19 protein-coding genes are annotated in these 17,633 nt (G+C 65.8%); 12 read left to right on the forward strand and 7 right to left on the reverse strand.

Annotated elements, in window-relative coordinates; all coding sequences use genetic code 11:
• Nucleotides 1-155 precede the first annotated feature (155 nt).
• A complete protein-coding gene (gene dnaA / locus LGM56_RS33920) occupies nt 156-1,733 on the reverse strand; it encodes a chromosomal replication initiator protein DnaA (RefSeq protein WP_089460201.1) in 1,578 nt (525 codons plus the stop codon).
• 421 nt (nt 1,734-2,154) lie between these two features.
• On the opposite strand from dnaA, the gene rpmH reads away from it, so the two are divergent.
• From rpmH to yidC, 4 genes are all read left to right on the forward strand, one after another.
• The gene (rpmH, locus tag LGM56_RS33925) at nt 2,155-2,289 is read left to right on the forward strand and encodes a 50S ribosomal protein L34 (RefSeq protein WP_004198824.1); all 135 of its coding nucleotides are present in this window, start codon (nt 2,155-2,157) and stop codon (nt 2,287-2,289) included.
• Between the two features lie 15 nt (nt 2,290-2,304).
• Nucleotides 2,305-2,766 (forward strand): ribonuclease P protein component, encoded by a 462-nt coding sequence (gene rnpA / locus LGM56_RS33930; protein WP_039364627.1) that lies wholly within the window; start codon nt 2,305-2,307, stop codon nt 2,764-2,766.
• 75 nt (nt 2,767-2,841) lie between these two features.
• On the forward strand, nt 2,842-3,108 hold the full coding sequence (gene yidD, locus LGM56_RS33935; RefSeq protein WP_006750110.1) for a membrane protein insertion efficiency factor YidD: 267 nt from the start codon (nt 2,842-2,844) through the stop codon (nt 3,106-3,108).
• Nucleotides 3,109-3,116: 8 nt separating this feature from the next.
• Nucleotides 3,117-4,784: a membrane protein insertase YidC gene (gene yidC, locus LGM56_RS33940; protein WP_206148517.1), complete on the forward strand. Its 1,668-nt coding sequence runs from the start codon at nt 3,117-3,119 to the stop codon at nt 4,782-4,784.
• 106 nt (nt 4,785-4,890) lie between these two features.
• On the opposite strand, the gene LGM56_RS33945 is transcribed toward yidC, so the two are convergent.
• On the reverse strand, nt 4,891-5,322 hold the full coding sequence (locus tag LGM56_RS33945; protein ID WP_089426622.1) for a helix-turn-helix domain-containing protein: 432 nt from the start codon (nt 5,320-5,322) through the stop codon (nt 4,891-4,893).
• Between the two features lie 345 nt (nt 5,323-5,667).
• Here LGM56_RS33945 and mnmE point away from each other — a divergent pair, with 345 nt between their 5' ends.
• Entirely contained in the window at nt 5,668-7,062 is a 1,395-nt protein-coding gene (mnmE, locus tag LGM56_RS33950) for a tRNA uridine-5-carboxymethylaminomethyl(34) synthesis GTPase MnmE (RefSeq protein WP_226207956.1), read from the forward strand.
• Nucleotides 7,063-7,169: 107 nt separating this feature from the next.
• The gene (locus LGM56_RS33955; protein ID WP_226207957.1) at nt 7,170-7,865 is read left to right on the forward strand and encodes a hypothetical protein; all 696 of its coding nucleotides are present in this window, start codon (nt 7,170-7,172) and stop codon (nt 7,863-7,865) included.
• Nucleotides 7,866-7,910: 45 nt separating this feature from the next.
• Here the strand turns inward: LGM56_RS33955 and LGM56_RS36890 are convergent, their stop codons facing one another.
• The 4 genes from LGM56_RS36890 to LGM56_RS33970 form a co-directional block, all read right to left on the reverse strand.
• Nucleotides 7,911-8,033, reverse strand: coding sequence for a hypothetical protein (locus LGM56_RS36890; protein WP_256976788.1), 123 nt, complete (start codon nt 8,031-8,033; stop codon nt 7,911-7,913).
• 162 nt (nt 8,034-8,195) lie between these two features.
• Nucleotides 8,196-9,554, reverse strand: a complete 1,359-nt coding sequence (locus LGM56_RS33960; protein WP_226207958.1) for a sensor domain-containing diguanylate cyclase — start codon at nt 9,552-9,554, stop codon at nt 8,196-8,198.
• 109 nt (nt 9,555-9,663) lie between these two features.
• On the reverse strand, nt 9,664-9,912 hold the full coding sequence (locus LGM56_RS33965; protein ID WP_226207959.1) for a DUF2795 domain-containing protein: 249 nt from the start codon (nt 9,910-9,912) through the stop codon (nt 9,664-9,666).
• 135 nt (nt 9,913-10,047) lie between these two features.
• A complete protein-coding gene (locus LGM56_RS33970) occupies nt 10,048-10,218 on the reverse strand; it encodes a hypothetical protein (RefSeq protein ID WP_039364617.1) in 171 nt (56 codons plus the stop codon).
• 138 nt (nt 10,219-10,356) lie between these two features.
• On the opposite strand from LGM56_RS33970, the gene speG reads away from it, so the two are divergent.
• The 3 genes from speG (at nt 10,357) to LGM56_RS33985 (ending at nt 12,494) form a co-directional block, all read left to right on the forward strand.
• Nucleotides 10,357-10,914, forward strand: coding sequence for a spermidine N1-acetyltransferase (gene speG / locus LGM56_RS33975; RefSeq protein WP_089426678.1), 558 nt, complete (start codon nt 10,357-10,359; stop codon nt 10,912-10,914).
• Between the two features lie 488 nt (nt 10,915-11,402).
• Nucleotides 11,403-11,750, forward strand: coding sequence for a surface attachment protein Sap1 (sap1, locus tag LGM56_RS33980; protein ID WP_011353606.1), 348 nt, complete (start codon nt 11,403-11,405; stop codon nt 11,748-11,750).
• A gap of 189 nt (nt 11,751-11,939) precedes the next feature.
• Complete coding sequence (locus LGM56_RS33985; protein WP_039364653.1) at nt 11,940-12,494, forward strand: YaeQ family protein; 555 nt, start codon at nt 11,940-11,942, stop codon at nt 12,492-12,494.
• A gap of 21 nt (nt 12,495-12,515) precedes the next feature.
• On the opposite strand, the gene LGM56_RS33990 is transcribed toward LGM56_RS33985, so the two are convergent.
• Entirely contained in the window at nt 12,516-12,929 is a 414-nt protein-coding gene (locus tag LGM56_RS33990) for a VOC family protein (RefSeq protein WP_226207960.1), read from the reverse strand.
• Between the two features lie 432 nt (nt 12,930-13,361).
• Between LGM56_RS33990 and ada the strand changes: the two genes are divergently transcribed.
• From ada to gshA, 3 genes are all read left to right on the forward strand, one after another.
• On the forward strand, nt 13,362-14,453 hold the full coding sequence (gene ada / locus LGM56_RS33995) for a bifunctional DNA-binding transcriptional regulator/O6-methylguanine-DNA methyltransferase Ada (RefSeq protein WP_226207961.1): 1,092 nt from the start codon (nt 13,362-13,364) through the stop codon (nt 14,451-14,453).
• Complete coding sequence (locus LGM56_RS34000; protein ID WP_226207962.1) at nt 14,450-15,409, forward strand: DNA-3-methyladenine glycosylase family protein; 960 nt, start codon at nt 14,450-14,452, stop codon at nt 15,407-15,409. Before ada ends, LGM56_RS34000 begins: the two co-directional genes overlap by 4 nt.
• 513 nt (nt 15,410-15,922) lie before the next feature.
• Nucleotides 15,923-17,536: a glutamate--cysteine ligase gene (gene gshA, locus LGM56_RS34005; protein ID WP_226207963.1), complete on the forward strand. Its 1,614-nt coding sequence runs from the start codon at nt 15,923-15,925 to the stop codon at nt 17,534-17,536.
• Nucleotides 17,537-17,633 lie beyond the last annotated feature (97 nt).

A 17,633-nucleotide genomic window follows, 5' to 3' on the forward strand; every position in this document is an offset into this window, starting at 1 on the left:
TGAGTAACGGCCTGCAGCGCAGCAGCCTCGCAGCGCCCCGCCGGCCGGGCTCTTGGCCCGCCACCACCGGGGCGGTCAAACCAGTATTGTGCCTCAAAACCGAACCGCCCCCCTTAAATTGGGGCGGAGGCCGAATTATCAAGCGCGCGTCGCGCTCAGCCCTTCAGCGTCTGTTCCAGCACGTGCAGCTCGTGGTTGAGCTGCGCGTCCTTGCTGCGTTCGTCGGCGATCTTGCGCACCGCGTGCAGCACGGTGGTGTGATCGCGCCCGCCGAACAGCTCGCCGATTTCCGGCAGGCTCTTCTGCGTGAGTTCCTTCGCGAGATACATCGCGATCTGCCGCGGCCGCGCGATGTTCGCGGGGCGCTTCTTCGAATACATGTCGGCGACCTTGATGTTGTAGAAGTCGGCGACGGTCTTCTGGATGTTCTCGACCGAAATCTGCCGGTTCTGCACGGTCAGCAGGTCCTTCAGCGCTTCCTTGGTCAGCTCGATCGAGATCTCGCGGCCGTGGAACTTCGAATACGCGAGGATCTTGCGCAGCGCGCCTTCGAGTTCGCGCACGTTCGAGCGCAGATGCTTCGCGACGAAGAACGCGACGTCTTCCGACAGGTTCACGCCTTCCGACTGCGCCTTGCGCATCAGGATCGCGACGCGCATCTCAAGCTCGGGCGGCTCGATCGCGACGGTGAGGCCCGAGTCGAAGCGCGAGATCAGGCGATCGTCGATGCCCGAAATCTCCTTCGGATACGTGTCGCTGGTGATGATCACCTGCGCCTTGTTCGCGACCAGCGCCTCGAACGCGTAGAAGAACTCCTCTTGCGTGCGCGACTTGCCGGAGAAGAACTGGATATCGTCGATCAGCAGCAGGTCGAGCGAATGGTAGTAGCGCTTGAAGTCGTCGAACGCCTTGCGCTGGTACGCCTTCACCACGTCCGACACGTATTGCTCGGCGTGGATGTAGCGGATCCGCGCGCCGGCCTTGTCGAGCAGCAGCTGGTTACCGATCGCGTGGATCAGGTGGGTCTTGCCGAGGCCGACGCCGCCGTACAGGAACAGCGGGTTGTACGAGATGCCCGGGTTGTCCGCGACCTGGATCGCGGCGGCGCGCGCGAGCTGGTTCGCCTTACCGGTCACGAAGTTGTCGAACGTGAGCACGGGGTTCAGCTTCGAGCGCTCGTACATCGAATCGGCTTCGCCGCCGTTGGCCGGCGCGGCGCCGGGGCCCGGGCGCCACGTGCGGCGGCCGGCGGCCGCTTCGTGCGCGGGCAGGCTCGGCAGGTCGATGTCGGCGTCGTCGGCGTTCAGGTGATGCGCGGCGGCTGCCGACGGCGTCATCGGCACGTCGGCCGGCGCGGCGGGCGCTGCCGAAGCATTCGCAGTCAGGTTGGCGGCGATCGCGGCCACCGTCGCGGCGGGGCCGGTCGGGGCCAGCGGCGCGCGCGGGGCGGCCGGTGCTGCGCCGGCGGCGGCGCTGCGCATGCCTGCCTTGGGATCGAGGACGAACTGGACTTCGATCGGCGTGTTCCAGAATTCGCGGGCCAGATCGCTGATCCGCCCCGAAAACTGGCTCTTGACCCAGTCCAGCTTGAAGCGGTTCGGCGCGGCGATGGACAGCGTGTTCGCCGACGCATCGAAGGCCACCGGGGCCAAGGGTTTGATCCACGTCACGTACTGCTGGGGCGTCAGCTCGCGCTCCAGCAGTGCGGAACAGTGTTGCCAGAAATCGTTCATCAAGTAACTGTCGTTTTTTGCGTGCACAGCGCGGCTCGCCGGCGCCCTTGTCGCGGTAGCGCAACAAGGCCCGAAGCGGTCGTGCGAGCGTGCCTCGGACGCCTGCGTCACAGTGTTGGAGGGGCAGGCGCGGGCCGAAGCGGCGTGCGGGATTCTTGGAGATAAGGCGAGATTCTACCGCCAAACGCGGCCACAGAGCGAGTTATCCACAGGCCGGTTGTGTGATGCGCGGGGCCGGATCGCTCGGGGTGGGCACAGGCAATCGACTCCTAAAGTATTGACCGTCAACGGAAAAACGGTTTAAATAGCGGGTTCCGCGAAAACCAATCCTGTATTCCCGGCGATTGCGTTCGCCCGAATGCCTACGGTTAAGGGCACGCGGTCCCCTGAATTTCGACATTCTCGAACAAGTGAGAACATCATGAAACGTACTTACCAACCGTCCGTGACGCGCCGCAAGCGCACCCATGGCTTCCGTGTCCGCATGAAGACGGCAGGTGGCCGCAAGGTCATCAACGCTCGCCGCGCGAAGGGCCGCAAGCGCCTCGCCATCTAAGGCAGGTTGCGCGCTGTGTCCGCCGTCCGCAGTCCTGCGGAAGGTGCCGTCGAGCCGGGTGCGAATCCGTCGCAGACGAAAGCCGCCTTCCCGAAAGCTGCGCGACTTCTGAAAACGGATGAATTTTCATCCGTTTTTCGTTTGCGCCCCTGGCGGCGCTCCGCGCACTTCGTGATTTACGGCAAGCCGACCGGTCAGCCCGCGCGTCTGGGGCTCGTCGTCGGCAAGAAGTATGCGCCGCGTGCAGTAACACGTAACCTCGTGAAGCGGCTGGCGCGCGATCAGTTTCGCCTGCGCCGGGCCGAATTCGCCGGTTACGACCTGCTGCTGCGGCAGCACACGCGCTTCGACAAGAAAGCGCTGCCGAGCGCGGCTTCCGCCCCGCTCGCGGCGATGTGTGCGGCCGAGATTCGCGAACTGCTCGACAGGGCAGTCCGGGAGATCGCCCGCCGTGCGTCGAAGCCCGCGTCCGAGTGACGCATCCGTGCCCGGTGCGGCGTTCGCGCCTGCCCGGCCGGTTTTGACGCGGCGCCGAACGGCGTCGCCCAAGGTATGGAAACGGTATTGATCGCCTTGCTGCGCTTCTACAAGGTTGCCGTGAGCCCGATGCTCGGCAACCGTTGCCGTTTTTATCCTTCCTGTTCGGATTACGCGCGCGAGGCAATCCAGTATCATGGCGCCGCGCGCGGCACGTATCTCGCCGTCAGGCGCGTGTGCCGATGCCATCCGTTTTCCGCGGGCGGCATCGACCTCGTCCCGCCGCCCAACTCCGACACTCGCGCTCGCGGCGAAGCCGACGCGCGGTCCCATCGACTCTGAGACAACGCATGGATATCAAACGCACCGTCCTATGGGTGATCTTCTTCATGTCAGCTGTCATGCTGTACGACAACTGGCAGCGGGACCATGGACGCCCGTCGATGTTCTTCCCGAGCGCCACGCAGACGGCCCCCGCGGCCGCTGCCGGCGGTGCATCGGGCACGGGCGCGACGACGACGACCGCAGGTGAAGTGCCTGCCGCCGCAGCCGGCGCCGCACCGTCGACGACGGCACCGGCCGCCCAGGCGCAGCTCGTGAAGTTCTCGACCGACGTGTATGACGGCGAAATCGACACGCGCGGCGGCACGCTCGCGAAGCTGACGCTGAAGAAGCAGGGCGACGGCAAGCAGCCCGACCTGTACATCACGCTGTTCGACCACACGGCCGGCCACACGTATCTCGCACGCTCGGGCCTGCTCGGCGGCGATTTCCCGAACCACAACGACGTCTACACGCAGCTGAATCCGGGCACGACGTCGCTGACGGGTGATCAGAACGCGCTGAAGCTGTCGTTCGAATCGCCGGTGAAGGGCGGCGTGAAGGTCGTGAAGACCTACACGTTCACGCGCGGCAGCTACGTGATCGGCGTCGACACCAAGATCGACAACGTCGGCACGGCACCGGTCACGCCGACGGTCTACATGGAACTGGTGCGCGACAACACGGCCGTCGAAACGCCGATGTTCTCGCACACGTTCCTCGGGCCGGCGGTCTACACGGACGCGAAGCACTTCCAGAAGATCAACTTCAGCGACCTCGACAAGAACAAGGCCGACTACGTGACCTCCGCCGACAACGGCTGGGTCGCGATGGTGCAGCACTACTTCGCGTCGGCCTGGATTCCGCAGCAGGGCGTGAAGCGCGACATCTACGCTGAAAAGATCGACCCGACGCTGTACCGCGTCGGCGTGAAGCAGCCGGTCGCCGCGATCGCGCCCGGCCAGTCGGCCGACGTGCAGGCCCGCCTGTTCGCCGGTCCGGAAGAAGAGCGCATGCTCGAAGGCATCGCGCCGGGCCTGGAACTCGTGAAGGACTACGGCTGGGTGACGATCATCGCGAAGCCGCTGTTCTGGCTGCTCGAGAAGATCCACGGCTACATCGGCAACTGGGGCTGGTCGATCGTGCTGCTGACGATCCTGATCAAGGCCGTGTTCTTCCCGCTGTCGGCGGCGAGCTACAAGTCGATGGCGCGCATGAAGGAAATCACGCCGCGCATGCAGGCGCTGCGCGAACGCTTCAAGAGCGATCCGCAGAAGATGAACGCCGCGCTGATGGAGCTGTACAAGACCGAGAAGGTCAATCCGTTCGGCGGCTGCCTGCCGGTCGTGATCCAGATCCCGGTGTTCATCTCGCTGTACTGGGTGCTGCTCGCGTCGGTCGAAATGCGCGGCGCGCCGTGGGTGCTGTGGATTCACGACCTGTCGCAGCGCGATCCGTTCTTCATCCTGCCGGTGCTGATGGCTGTCTCGATGTACGTGCAGACGAGCCTGAACCCGACGCCGCCGGATCCGGTCCAGGCAAAGATGATGAAGTTCATGCCGATCGCGTTCTCGGTGATGTTCTTCTTCTTCCCGGCCGGCCTCGTGCTGTACTACGTCGTGAACAACGTGCTGTCGATCGCACAGCAGTACTACATCACGCGCAAGCTCGGCGGGGCCAAGAAGAAACCGGCCTGACGCCCGTTGCACACGCGGGGCGGCGCGTTCGCCCCGCGAGGCACGAAAAAAGCCGCATGGTTCGCCCATGCGGCTTTTTGCTTTTTGCGGGTCCGGTAGCGGGGGTTCAGCCCTTCTTCGCTTCGCCCGAGTCGCCGTAGAACTGCTCGACCAGTTCCTGCACGAGGTAGCGGTGGTGCGGCGACAGTGCTTCGATCTTCGACGCGAGTTCGATCGTCTCGGGCGTCGGCGGATAGCGCTCGTCGCGCGGCAGCGGTTGCGGCGTCGGGTGTTCGATCACGCTCGGCGACGGGCCGTAATGCAGCCAGTGGACTTCGACGCGCAGCCATTCGGCGAGCGTGACGAGTTTGTCCGACGTCGGGATCGTGCGGCCCGTCAGCCACTTATGCGCGGTTTGCGGCGAAACGGGCTGTGCTCCGCGGTGACGCAGATTGAATCGGTTCGCCAGCTCCGTCGCACCGGTGACCTTCTCCGGGCTGCGCCGCAGGGCGAATTTCAGGCGTTCCGAGAACGCGGCTTTTTCTTCGGATGTCGGCATGGGGGAGATTGTGCAATTCCACCGTCGTGTCCCAGACAACCATTCAGGATAAACATAGCTCGTTCAGATGAATCCCGGTCTTGATCGGGGTGGGTGGTGGAATTGAGGGCCGCAGCGTTAGGCCCCTCCAGCAGGCATACTCGTCCGAAACGGTGGCTGCGACATGGCGCCGGGCTGATACTCGGCTTATCCCCGGCGGGATAAATTCGAGCGTGTCCGAATCCTGCGCGGCGGCCGGTGACGTGTGTGCCGGCACGCTACAATGCCGGCGTTCCGACGCCCGAAGTGTTGCGCGGGCGCACCATATTCACTGATCACCCGATTCATCCCATTCATTCGATTCCCATGCTCGCTACCGATTCCGATCCGATCGTCGCCATTGCCACTGCTGCCGGCCGGGGTGGCATCGGGGTCGTCCGCGTGTCGTTCGGGCGCGGCGGCGAGGCGGCCGCGTTGCCGCTGATCGACGCGTTGTGCGGGCAGAAGCTCGCCCCGCGCCACGCGAGCTACGTGCCGTTCCTCGACGAGCACGGCGCGCCGCTCGACCGCGGGATCGCGCTGTACTTCCCGGCGCCGCATTCGTACACCGGCGAGCACGTGCTCGAGCTGCAGGGGCACGGCGGGCCGATCGTGATGCAGTTGCTGCTGCAGCGTTGCCTCGATGTGGGGCGCGGTTTCGGGCTGCGGCTCGCGGAGCCCGGCGAATTCACGCGGCGCGCGTTCCTGAATGACAAGCTCGACCTCGCGCAGGCCGAGGCCGTCGCCGACCTGATCGAGGCGAGCACCGAAGCCGCCGCGCGTTCGGCCGGGCGTTCGCTCGACGGCGCGTTCTCGCGGCAGATCCATGCGCTCGTCGACGACGTGATCACGCTGCGGATGCTGGTCGAGGCGACGCTCGATTTTCCGGAAGAAGAGATCGATTTCCTGGAAGCGGCCGACGCGCGCGGCAAGCTCGCGAAGATCCGCGCGCAGCTCGCGCAGGTGCTGGGCGACGCGCGGCAGGGGGCGCTGCTGCGCGAAGGGCTGTCGGTCGTGCTGGCGGGGCAGCCGAACGTCGGCAAGTCGTCGTTGCTGAATGCGCTGGCCGGCGCGGAGCTGGCGATCGTCACGCCGATCGCGGGCACGACGCGCGACAAGGTCGCGCAGACGATCCAGGTCGAAGGGATTCCGCTGCACATCATCGATACGGCCGGGTTGCGCGAGACCGAGGACGAGGTCGAGCGGATCGGTATCGCGCGGACGTGGAGCGAGATCGAGCGGGCGGATGTCGTGCTGCATCTGCTGGATTCGCGCACCGGGATGACGGCGGATGACGAAGTGATCGCCGCGCGGTTTCCGGGCGGCGTGCCGGTGGTGCGCGTGCTGAACAAGACGGATCTGACCGGTGTGGCGGCGTGTGTCGAGCATCCGGCTGCGGAAGGCGATCTGACCGAGGTGCATCTGTCGGCGAAGCGCGGCGACGGGATCGACATGCTGCGCGCGGAGTTGCTGCGGATTGCAGGGTGGCAGGCGGGGGCGGAAGGGGTGTATCTCGCGCGCGAGCGGCATCTGATTGCGCTGCGGGCTGCGCAGGAGCATCTCGCGCAGGCGGCGGATCATGCGGAGCAGAGGGCGCAGTCGCTCGATCTGTTTGCCGAGGAACTGCGGCTCGCACAGGAGCAGCTCAATGCGATTACCGGGGAATTCACTTCGGATGATCTGCTGGGGGTGATTTTCAGCAGGTTTTGTATTGGCAAGTAATGCCCGCGCATTTGCAGTTCGACAGCCCTTCGTGGCTCGTCATTCGTTTTTGATTGAATCCCGTCGCGCTGCCGACACTGGCCGTGCGCACTACGCCGAGGGCTCCCATGTCAATCAATCCGACTGAACGCAACGCCCTTCTTCGCGCCGTCTTTGCCGACGACGCGCCGTATCCCGACCTGACGCCCCGTCACGTCGCGCTGATGAGAAAGTTGCGCGTCGGGTGGCTGCCGGTCGAATCGGGCGCGCCGGCCATCGTTCCCGAACAGCCGCTGACGGGAGACGGCGCGACAATCGATGTTGCAAAGGCGATCCTCGAAACCGACGATGACGTGCTGGCCATTCGCACGCTGGCAGAACTCGGCCACGTCTTACCCGAATTCGTCACGGCCGTGGGCGAGTTGGCGCCGGGACAATACGCGATCCCCGAGGAATTGCGCGATGCGTTCGATTACCCGGAAAGCGGTGTCGATGCGTCGGGGCGTTTCGATTTTCGCGCCGAGCATCTCGCGATCCTGCAGGGAACCATCTGGAGGACGCTCGACGATTACTCGATCGACGCGGTGTTGGAGATGGATGACTTCTGGCCGCTGTCCTACATCGACGGCAAGCGGCCGTACGGGGAGTGCACGTACATCCAGATCGACATGGCCGAACTACTGGGCGAGCCCTACCAGTTCGACACCGAACGCAATCTGATCGAAGACGCTGAAAAGGACGCGCGCCTCGAGCGTCTCCACTACGAAACGCGAGCAGCGCTACAGATATTTCTGACGCATGCTGAGCTGACCAAGCCGGCCTGATCGCGCGAGAGGGGCCGGCTCGCCCCATCCGGACCCTCACCCACATCAGTCCCAATGACGATGATGGTGGTAATACCCGTCGCCGTAATACCCGCCACCATCAGGCACCACGATACAGCCGCTCAACAGCACGGCGACGCCGGCAATCAGCAAAAGGGTCTTCTTCATCGCGTTCACCTGCATGGGTTCAATATGAAACCCAGCATAGCGAGCGCCCGCAACACCGGCTGTAAGCGATCGTTTCCCTGGTCAGCAATCCGTAACGGCGGATTATTCCGGTCACAATGACCGTAACAAATCCCCGAAGAATCCCTGAAACCGCAGACGTTATCAGGCGGTGACGACCCTGTTTCGCCCCGTATCCTTCGCACGATACAGCGCGGCATCGGCGGCTTCGATCAACGCATCGGGCGTCGACAGATCGTCGGGCGACACGGTCGCGCAGCCGACGCTCACGCTCACGCGTCCGGCGGGTGCGGTCGGCATCGCGAGATCGAGCCGCAGTACCGCTTCGCGCGCCTCCTCGGCGACCAGCCGCGCACCGCGCGCCCCCGTGTTCGGCAGCACGATCGCGAACTCCTCGCCGCCGTAACGCGCGACCATGTCCGCCGGCCGCCGCACCGCGCCGGCCAGCGCATTCGCGACCGCGATCAGGCACGCGTCGCCCTTCACGTGGCCGAACGCGTCGTTGTACGCCTTGAAGCGATCGACGTCGACCATCAGCAGCGACAGCGGTTCGCCTTGCCGTCGCGCCTGCAGGAACAGCGTGTGGAAATGATCGTTAAAGTGCATGCGGTTGAAGGCGCCCGTCAGGCCGTCGCGTGCGGACGAACGGATCAGCGTCGCGTGCGCCTCGAACAGCCGCTGGTACAGCATCGTCACTTCCCACGCGAGCACGCACACGAGCACGCCGGGCGTGAACATGCTGAACACGCGCGCGAGATACCAGCCGACCGTGAAGCGATGGGTGCTCATCAGGTTCAGCGTCGTGTCGGTGAGGCACGCGAGCACCGCGATCGCGAGCCACAGGTCGAGCGTCGTACGCAGCCGGCCGGTGGCCAGCACGGCCACGAGCGCCAGCGCATTGAGCAGCCACACGATCAGCGCGACGACATTGACGGGCAGCACGGCCGCGTCGCCCGGCGGATGAAACGCGGGCGGCAGCGACACGTTCAGTGCAAACAGGCACAGCACCCCGGCGACGACAGCCGGCCCGCCGATCAGCGCGACCGTCCACCTGCGTGTCTGCTGCGCGCCGATCGGGGCGCGCGCCAGCCGCTCGCGCGCGAGCAGCGCGACCATCACGAAACCGGGGAAGCCGGCATGCCAGAAGATCCACATCCACGCGGCGCTTTGCGGTTGCGCGCCGAACAGCCCGTGCGGCGCGAACACGCCGGGAAAGGTGAGCAGCTGCAATGCGACGGCGAGCGCAGTGAACGCGTAGGCGCCGCCGAGCGCGCCGAGCACCGGCTGGCGCGTCACGGTGAACTGCGCGCCGAGAAAGAACGCCGCGATGCTCGCGGTGGTGAACACGGTGAGCGCGCACATCGGCATGAACGGCTCGACGGCCGGCAGCTCGACGTTCGCGTGCGGCGCGGCGATCCCGAGCGCGAGCACGATGACGAGCGCCGTCAGGGCGCCGAACCAGAGCTGACGGCGTGTCGTGTGCTGGATCAGGATGCCTTCCATGGAGTTCCCCGGGCACGTAGGCGGAAACACCCGGTCTTGCGCCGGGCGACAGGCAACCGGCCGCTGCGCGACCGGTGCGGCCTGATCCTATCGCGTTATGGGTGCGCGCTCAAACCCCGAGGCCGGGACCGAAGTTGCCGGCGACCCACTGGGTGACGGCATTCACGTCCGCGTAGTCCTGTTCGGGCAGGCCGTCGAGCATCGCCAGCACCTCGTTGCTGGCGCCGGCGTCGCGTGCGGCATCGACGATCGCATCCTTGTTGGCCGGGTAGTGGACGGCCGCCAGCACGTCGGCGATCTGCAGGTCGATCGTTTCGCTGGGAATGTCGTGCGGAGGTTGGGCGGGCTGGTCGTTCACGGCGGCGTCTCGCGGAGTGAGCGGATCAAGTGGGAATCGGATCGAGGCGAAATTCGGGGGCTTAACAGCGCGCGTCACGCGTTCACATGCCAGGGCGGCCGGGCCGGCACGCCCCGCGGATGAACGGCAATCGACTCAATGCCCGCGTCGCACGCGGCGCCACGGATGCTTCCAGTCGATGTGCGGTGCGTTTTCGTCGCGCGGATGCTGGCGCCGATGTTCCTGCCAAAGTTCGTCGGAAAACAGCGCCGCGACGATCACGAGCGGCAGCACGAGGAATATTCCGAGTATGACTTGCTCGAACACGATAGCCTCCTTGCGGTGGCAGGAACCCTTGCTCCCATTCTAGGCTCTGAACTTCGCCCGCGTTCAATTTCTTACAGTGCGAAACAGGCCCGGATGCGGCCTTGCCGCACGTGCGCCGGCATCAAAAAGGACATGAACATGCAACTCCAGAACGATACCAACACGCTCGCGCTGCGGCCCCTGGAGCGCCAGGACCTGCGCTTCGTCCACGAGCTGAACAACGACGCAAAGATCATGCGCTACTGGTTCGAGGAGCCGTACGAAACCTTCTCGGAACTGTCACAACTGTACGACCGCCACGTGCACGACCAGCGCGAGCGCCGTTTCGTCGCGGTCGATGCGCAAGACGAACTGGTCGGCCTCGTCGAGCTGATCGAGCTCGACTACATCCATCGCCGCGGCGAATTCCAGATCATCATCGCGCCGCAACGCCAGGGGCGCGGCTATGCGGGCCAGGCGACGCGTCTTGCGATCGAGTACGCGTTCAAGGTGCTGAACATGCGCAAGCTGTACCTGATCGTCGATACGTCGAATGCGGCGGCGATTCACGTGTATGAGAAATGCGGATTCCAGCACGAGGCCGAATTGAAGGAAGAATTTTTCGGAAACGGCGCGTATCACAACGCTTATCGCATGTGCATTTTTCAGCGCGATTATTTCGAACGCCAGCAAGCTACCCAGAATAAGGCAGGGTAAACACGCTGGCCAAATGCGCTTGCGGCGGGGCTTTCGCGGGCGCTGAAACCATGCGGCGAAGTACGGATAAATACGGATGCGCTTATACCTGGCATTTTTCTTGTATCAGGTAAATGCGATTCCGCGTTGCGGTAAAGTCGAATCGTTTCGGATGACTTTATGTGCGGCGCATCAAAATGATCCGGATAGCGAAATGGATTATCCAAACCGTTCAATCGCCGCATTGTAACTTTGATGAAAGTCTTGCTGAGTAACGCTTTCCGCCCGGCGGCGCGAGCCTGTTCGTCGGGCGGTGCGCGTCGTCGTGTCTACGCAGGGTGAGAAAAACAGGCTGCGCACGGGGTGCGACAATCCGCCGCTATTGCGGTCGCACAACAAATGTGCTTGCTATCGCTTGCCGGTCTTCTAAAGTGAAAAACGCGGGTTCACGATCACCTTTAAACACATAGCTAACCCAAGCCTGGTGCCCGCAAGCCTGGAGACAGAACATGATGAAACGTACCGGTATCCTTTTTGCCCTCGTCGGCGCATTTTGCGCGGTGTCGATTGCCCAAGCCGGCGGCGATTCGGCCGTCAAGCCGAAGCAGGAAATCCAGTTGACGAAGAACGCATGGGGCTGCCTGTCGAAAGACAATCTGGACTCCGTACTGAGTCACGAGCGTGACGGCAAGTCGCAGGCGAAGCAGCAATACTTCGACGACTATCGTTGCCTGTCGGTGCCGGAAGGCCAGCGCTTCCGCGTGGTGTCGGTCGACCAGGGCGACGTGCAGTTCGTCAGCGCCGACAACAGCGATCAGCAGGGTCTCTGGACCGATTCGCGCTTCGTCAAGCAGTAACCGCTCATTCACCGCGCCGTCACACGACGCGCGAGCGCGCCGGCCAGATGAGCCGGCGGCGCGAACCGAACACGGCCCGGCCCATGCCGGGCCGTTGCGCTGTGGGTGGCGCATGACACGCGCCGGACGGCCCGCATTCGGTATCATCACGGCCCGACCGAACCGAATGCCCGCCCGGGCCGACTCCGCATGGCGCTGAAATCCACGATCTACAAAGCCGAACTGCAAATCGCCGACATGGATCGGCATTACTACGCCGATCACGCGCTGACGGTGGCGCGCCATCCGTCCGAAACCGACGATCGGATGATGGTGCGCATCGTCGCGTTCGCGCTGTTCGCGCACGAGCGGCTCGAATTCTGCAAGGGGCTGTCGGACGTCGACGAGCCCGACCTGTGGCAGAAGGACCTGACTGGCGCGATCGACGTCTGGATCGAAGCCGGCCAGCCCGACGAGCGGCGCATCTCGAAGGCGGCCGGCCGCGCCGGGCAGGTCACGGTGATCGCATACGGCGGGAAGACGTCGGATATCTGGTGGCAGGGCGTGCGCAGCAAGGTCGAGCGCCTGCGCAACGTGCAGGTGCTGTCGCTGAACGACGGTGTCGCGGCCGCGCTCGGGAAACTCGCGGAGCGCACGATGCGCCTGCAATGCACGGTGCAGGACGGCGCCGCATGGATCTCGAGCGCCGACCACGATCCGGTGGCGGTCGAGTGGACGGTGCTGAAGGCGCGCGCGGACGCGTGACGGCCCGCGTACCGGCCGCGTTCAGCCGACCGCGGCCGGTGGCCCCTTGAATTCGAGCATGTTGCCTTCCGGGTCGAACAGGTAGATCGACGGCCCGTAGCCGCCGGCGCCGTAGCGCTCCGCGGGCGCGCCCGGCCGCGCGCCATGCGCGGCGAAATGGGCGATCAACGCGTCGGGATCGAACGGCTCGACGCGCAGGCACAGGTGATCGAGATTGCGTCCCGTGCCGGGCGTACCGCTGTCGGGACGGTCGATCGGGCCGCCGACCGACAGCAGGTCGATCAGCGCGTCGCCGGCGCGCAGTTGCACGAGGCCCAGATCGGGCTGTTCCTTCTCCACATGGCAGCCGACGGCGTCGCAGTAAAAGCGCGTCATCGTGGCCATGTCGGTCACGCGCAGCACGATGTGATCGATCGCGCGGATGGTCGGTTTCATGGGCAAGGCTCTCCTTCGCAGTCCACGAGCATCGAGTGTAGACGCATCGCGCCTGCGCCGCCGGCCGGAACGCGGCACAATCGGCGGACGAAAAAAAGCCCGTTCACGCAGAGCGGAACGGGCTTAATCCATATCAGGAGGAGACATGGAGGAGACAGTTCCAACTATACACACGGCGATGGTGCGACGCAATATTCCGAATGCAAAAAAACGTCAGGACGGCGATTTGTCGCATCCGCACTGCAGCAAAATGGTGACGGGACAATGACGAAAACCGCGCCGGAACAGCCGGCGCGCGCGGTTTGTCGGATTTATTTTCAGTCGATTCGCCCCCGATTATCGGGCCCGAATCACAGAGCAAGATTCAGGGCGCGACGGCACGTGCCGATGTCTAGAGTAGGCACCATCTACACTAGAGAGTGCGAGGTTCAGATGAAAACCGCCTATCCGACCGATGATGCCCGCTGGGGCGCCGTCACCGAGCGCGATCCGCATGCGGACGGCGCGTTCTTCTACGCCGTAAGCACGACCGGCGTGTTCTGCCGCCCGACCTGCGCGTCGCGGCTGCCGCGTCGCGAAAATGTGTCCTTCTACGCCGATACGGCCGCTGCGCGTGCGGCTGGCTTCCGGCCCTGCAAGCGCTGCCAGCCGGAAGGGCTGCCGCGCGAGCTCGAGATCGTCAACCGCGCGTGCGCGGTGCTCGACGCGCAGGCCGAACGGCTCACGCTGCAGCAACTGAGCGACGCCGTGCACGTGAGCCCGTTTCACCTTCAGCGGCTCTTCAAGCGCGTGGTCGGCGTGTCGCCGCGGCAGTACCAGGCCGCGCAGCGCGGCGCCGCGCTGCGGCAGGCGCTGCAAAGCGGGCAGCCGGTCACGCAGGCGGCCGTCGACGCGGGCTTCAACTCGCCGTCGCGGCTCTATGCGTCGGTGCCGCGCGAGCTCGGGATGGCGCCGTCGGCGTTTCGCCGGCAGGGCGCGGGGCTGCGGATCGACTATGCGACCGCATCGACGTCGCTCGGCACCGTGCTCGTCGCCGCGACCGGGCTGGGCATCTGCCGGATCGCGTTCGGCGACGAGCCGGCCGCGCTCGTCGGCGAGTTGAAGGATGCGTTCGCGCGTGCCGAACTGGTCGAAGCGTCGACACGGCTTGAGCCGTTCGTCGCGCAAATCCGCGCGTATCTGGATGGCACACGGCACGCGTTCGACCTGCCGCTCGACATCGCGCCGACCGCATTCCAGCAGCGCGTGTGGGAGGCGCTGACGCATATTCCGTACGGCGAAACACGCAGCTACTCGGAGATTGCCGAGGCGCTGGGTGCGCCGCGCGCGGTGCGCGCCGTCGCGTCCGCGTGTGCGTCGAATCCGGTCGCGCTCGCGATCCCGTGCCACCGGGTCGTACAGAAGGGTGGCGCGCTTTCCGGGTATCGTTGGGGCGTGCGCCGCAAGGCGACGCTGCTCGCATCCGAAGCGCGTCATGTGCACGACGATCAAACCGAATCCGTTGCGGAGGGCAGCGCAGTTTGAGCATCGCAAAAACAACCATCACTTCCATCGTGAACGGCGGCCATGTGCCGCCGTCCGCGCAAATGGAGCTGCGCTTCAATGCGCCTTACGACTGGGCGCGCGTGCTGCGCTTTTTCAGCGGGCGCGCGATTCCGGGTGTCGAGCAGGTGGCGGACGGCGTGTATCGCCGCATCGTCGACCTGCACGGCGATGCCGGCCGGCTCACGGTCGCGAAACATCCGCGCAAGCACTGCCTGGTCGCGACGGTAGAAGGCGCGGTCGCGCGTCATGTCGATGATGCGTTCGCCATGCGCGTCGCGACGATGTTCGACCTCGGCGCCGATCCGGCCGCCATCGGCAGCGGGCTCGCGCGCGATCCGTGGTTTGCGCCGCTCGTCGAGGCCGCGCCGGGGCTGCGTGTGCCGGGCGCATGGTCGGGGTTCGAGCTGGCCGTGCGGGCGATCGTCGGCCAGCAGGTGAGCGTGAAGGCCGCGACGACGATCGTCGGCCGGCTCGTCGAACGGGCCGGCGAGCGTGTGGTTCAGGAGGACGATGGCATGCCCGCGTGGCGTTTCCCGACGCCCGACGCGCTGGGCGCCTGCGATCTCGACAAGATCGGGATGCCGGGCAAGCGGGTGGCGGCACTGACGGGCGTGGCGCGCGCGGTGGCGGCTGGCGACGTGCCGGTCGATCGCGAGCACGCCGATCTCGCGACGCTGCGCAGCGCGTGGCTCGATCTGCCCGGCATCGGCCCGTGGACCGTCGAATACATCGCGATGCGCGCATGGCGCGATCCGGACGCCTGGCCGGCCTCCGATCTCGTGCTGATGCAGTCGATCTCCGCACGAGATCCGGCGCTCGACCGGCTCGCGACCCAGAAGCACCGCACCGAAGGCTGGCGGCCGTGGCGCGCGTACGCGGCGCTGCATTTGTGGAATGAGGTGGCCGACCGGGCGGGCGGCGCGCGCGGCGGGTGATCGCGGTGGCCTGCGGCCGGGTGCGACCTGGCGAGGCCGCGATGCAACCCGTTGCGCAGGTCATGCCGACCTGCGTAGGCTGACCGCCGGACACCGGACACCGGACACCGGACACCGGACACCGGACACCGGACACCGGACACCGGCCGTCACGGCAATTCCGCGCATCCGTCGTCGGCCGGATGCCGGGTGCGCGATGCCCACTTACCGCGCTTTCCGCGATCGGTTCAGCGGCAGGGTTGCACCTGCCGCCACCCGTTCGCGCATCACGTTCCGTCCGACGAATTCGCGTAACCGGCGTGCCCGTTGGCGCCGCATGGAACCGGTCGCAGAGGTGGCGACCGCCGCGACCGGCCCGTCCGGCGGCCCGCTCCGGCCCGCGCACCGTGCCCGGCGCCACCTCAAGCGCGTGTTTCGGCGAGATGTTAAAGTGCCCGCTACCAACGAAGCGACCAACAATCCAGCCGGCCGCGCGCGGCGTTCTGCGCGCGGCCGTCACGCACTTGCGTCTCCATGTCGAACACCATGACTCACCGCCAGTCCGAACTGCTGCTGAATCGCCTCGACGCGCTGAGCTCGGGCCCGACGCGGCAGCATCTGCCCGACGGCCTGCGCGGCATCGAAAAGGAAAGCCTGCGCGTGACGCGCGACGGGATGATCGCATTCACGCCGCATCCGCGCGCGCTCGGTTCGGCGCTCACGCACCCGTCGCTGACGACCGACTACTCCGAAGCGCTGATCGAGCTGATCACGCCCGCGGAAGGCGACGCCGCGATCACGCTCGAACGCCTCGACGATCTGCATCGCTACGTCTATGCGTCGCTCGGCGACGAGATCCTGTGGAACGACTCGATGCCCGGCCTGCTGCCGGCCGACGACCAGATCCCGATCGCCAACTACGGTACGTCGAACATCGGCCGCCTGAAGACGGTGTACCGGCGCGGCCTCGCGTATCGCTACGGCCGCACGATGCAGTGCATTGCCGGCATCCACTACAACTACTCGCTGCACGAGGAAGTGTGGCGGCGCCTGCATGCGGACGAGGGCTCGACGGCCACGCTCGTCGATTACCAGTCGGAGCGCTATCTCGCGCAGATCCGCAACTTCCGCCGCCGCAGCTGGCTGCTGATGTACCTGTTCGGCGCGTCGCCCGCGCTCGACACGAAGTTCCTGCGCGGCAAGCCGCACAGGCTCGACGCGTTCGATGCCGATACGCTGTACCTGCCGCATGCGACGAGCCTGCGGATGAGCGATCTCGGCTACTCGAACACGACCGCCCAGGCCGCGCTGCACGTCGACTACAACACGCTGCCCGGCTATCTCGACGCGCTGTCGAAAGCCGTGAGCGAGCCGTATCCGGCGTATGAGGCGATCGGCACGCATCGCGACGGCGAGTGGATCCAGATCAACACGAACGTGCTGCAGATCGAGAACGAGTTCTACTCGACGATCCGGCCGAAGCGCGTCACGTATTCGGGCGAGCGGCCGCTGCATGCGCTCGCGTCGCGCGGCGTGCAGTACATCGAGGTGCGCTGTCTCGACATCGATCCGTTCGAGCCGACCGGCATCGCACTGGAAACCGCGCGCTTCATCGATGCCTTCCTGCTCGCGTGCGCGCTCGACGAGAGCCCGGCGCTCGACTGCCCCGCGTACAAGGAAGCAAACGCGAACTTCGGCAGCGTGACGATGGAAGGACGCAAGCCGGGGCTCACGCTGCAGCGCGACGGCCAGCCGGTCACGCTGCAGGCATGGGCGGACGACCTGATGGCCGATATCGAAACCGTCGGGCGCCGTCTCGACGAGATCCGCGGCGGCGACGAGCATGTGCGCGCAATCGCCGCGCAACGCGAGAAGCTCGCCGATCCGGAGCGCACGCCGTCCGCGCGCGTGCTGCGCACGATGCGCGAGCGCGGCCAGTCGTTCCTCGGGTTCGCGCTGGCGCAGAGCGAAGCGCATGCCGCGCATTTCCGCGCGAATCCGCCGTCGGCGGAGACGCTGCGCACCGAGCAGGCGCTCGCCGCGAAATCGCTGGCCGAGCAGGCCGAGCTCGAAGCGAAGGAGGCCGGATCGTTCGACGCGTTCGTCGCGGCCTACCGCGCCTACACGCTGAACCGCTTCAGCGTGTGATGTCTGCGCACGTGCATCGCGCCGGTCGGCGCGGTGCGCGATGCGTCTCTCCGTCGCCGGTCAGCGCGCACCGTGGTGCGCTCGATCCGGTTGAATC

Origin of the sequence: Burkholderia sp. AU38729 (assembly GCF_020419725.1) — a bacterium.
Lineage (GTDB): Bacteria > Pseudomonadota > Gammaproteobacteria > Burkholderiales > Burkholderiaceae > Burkholderia.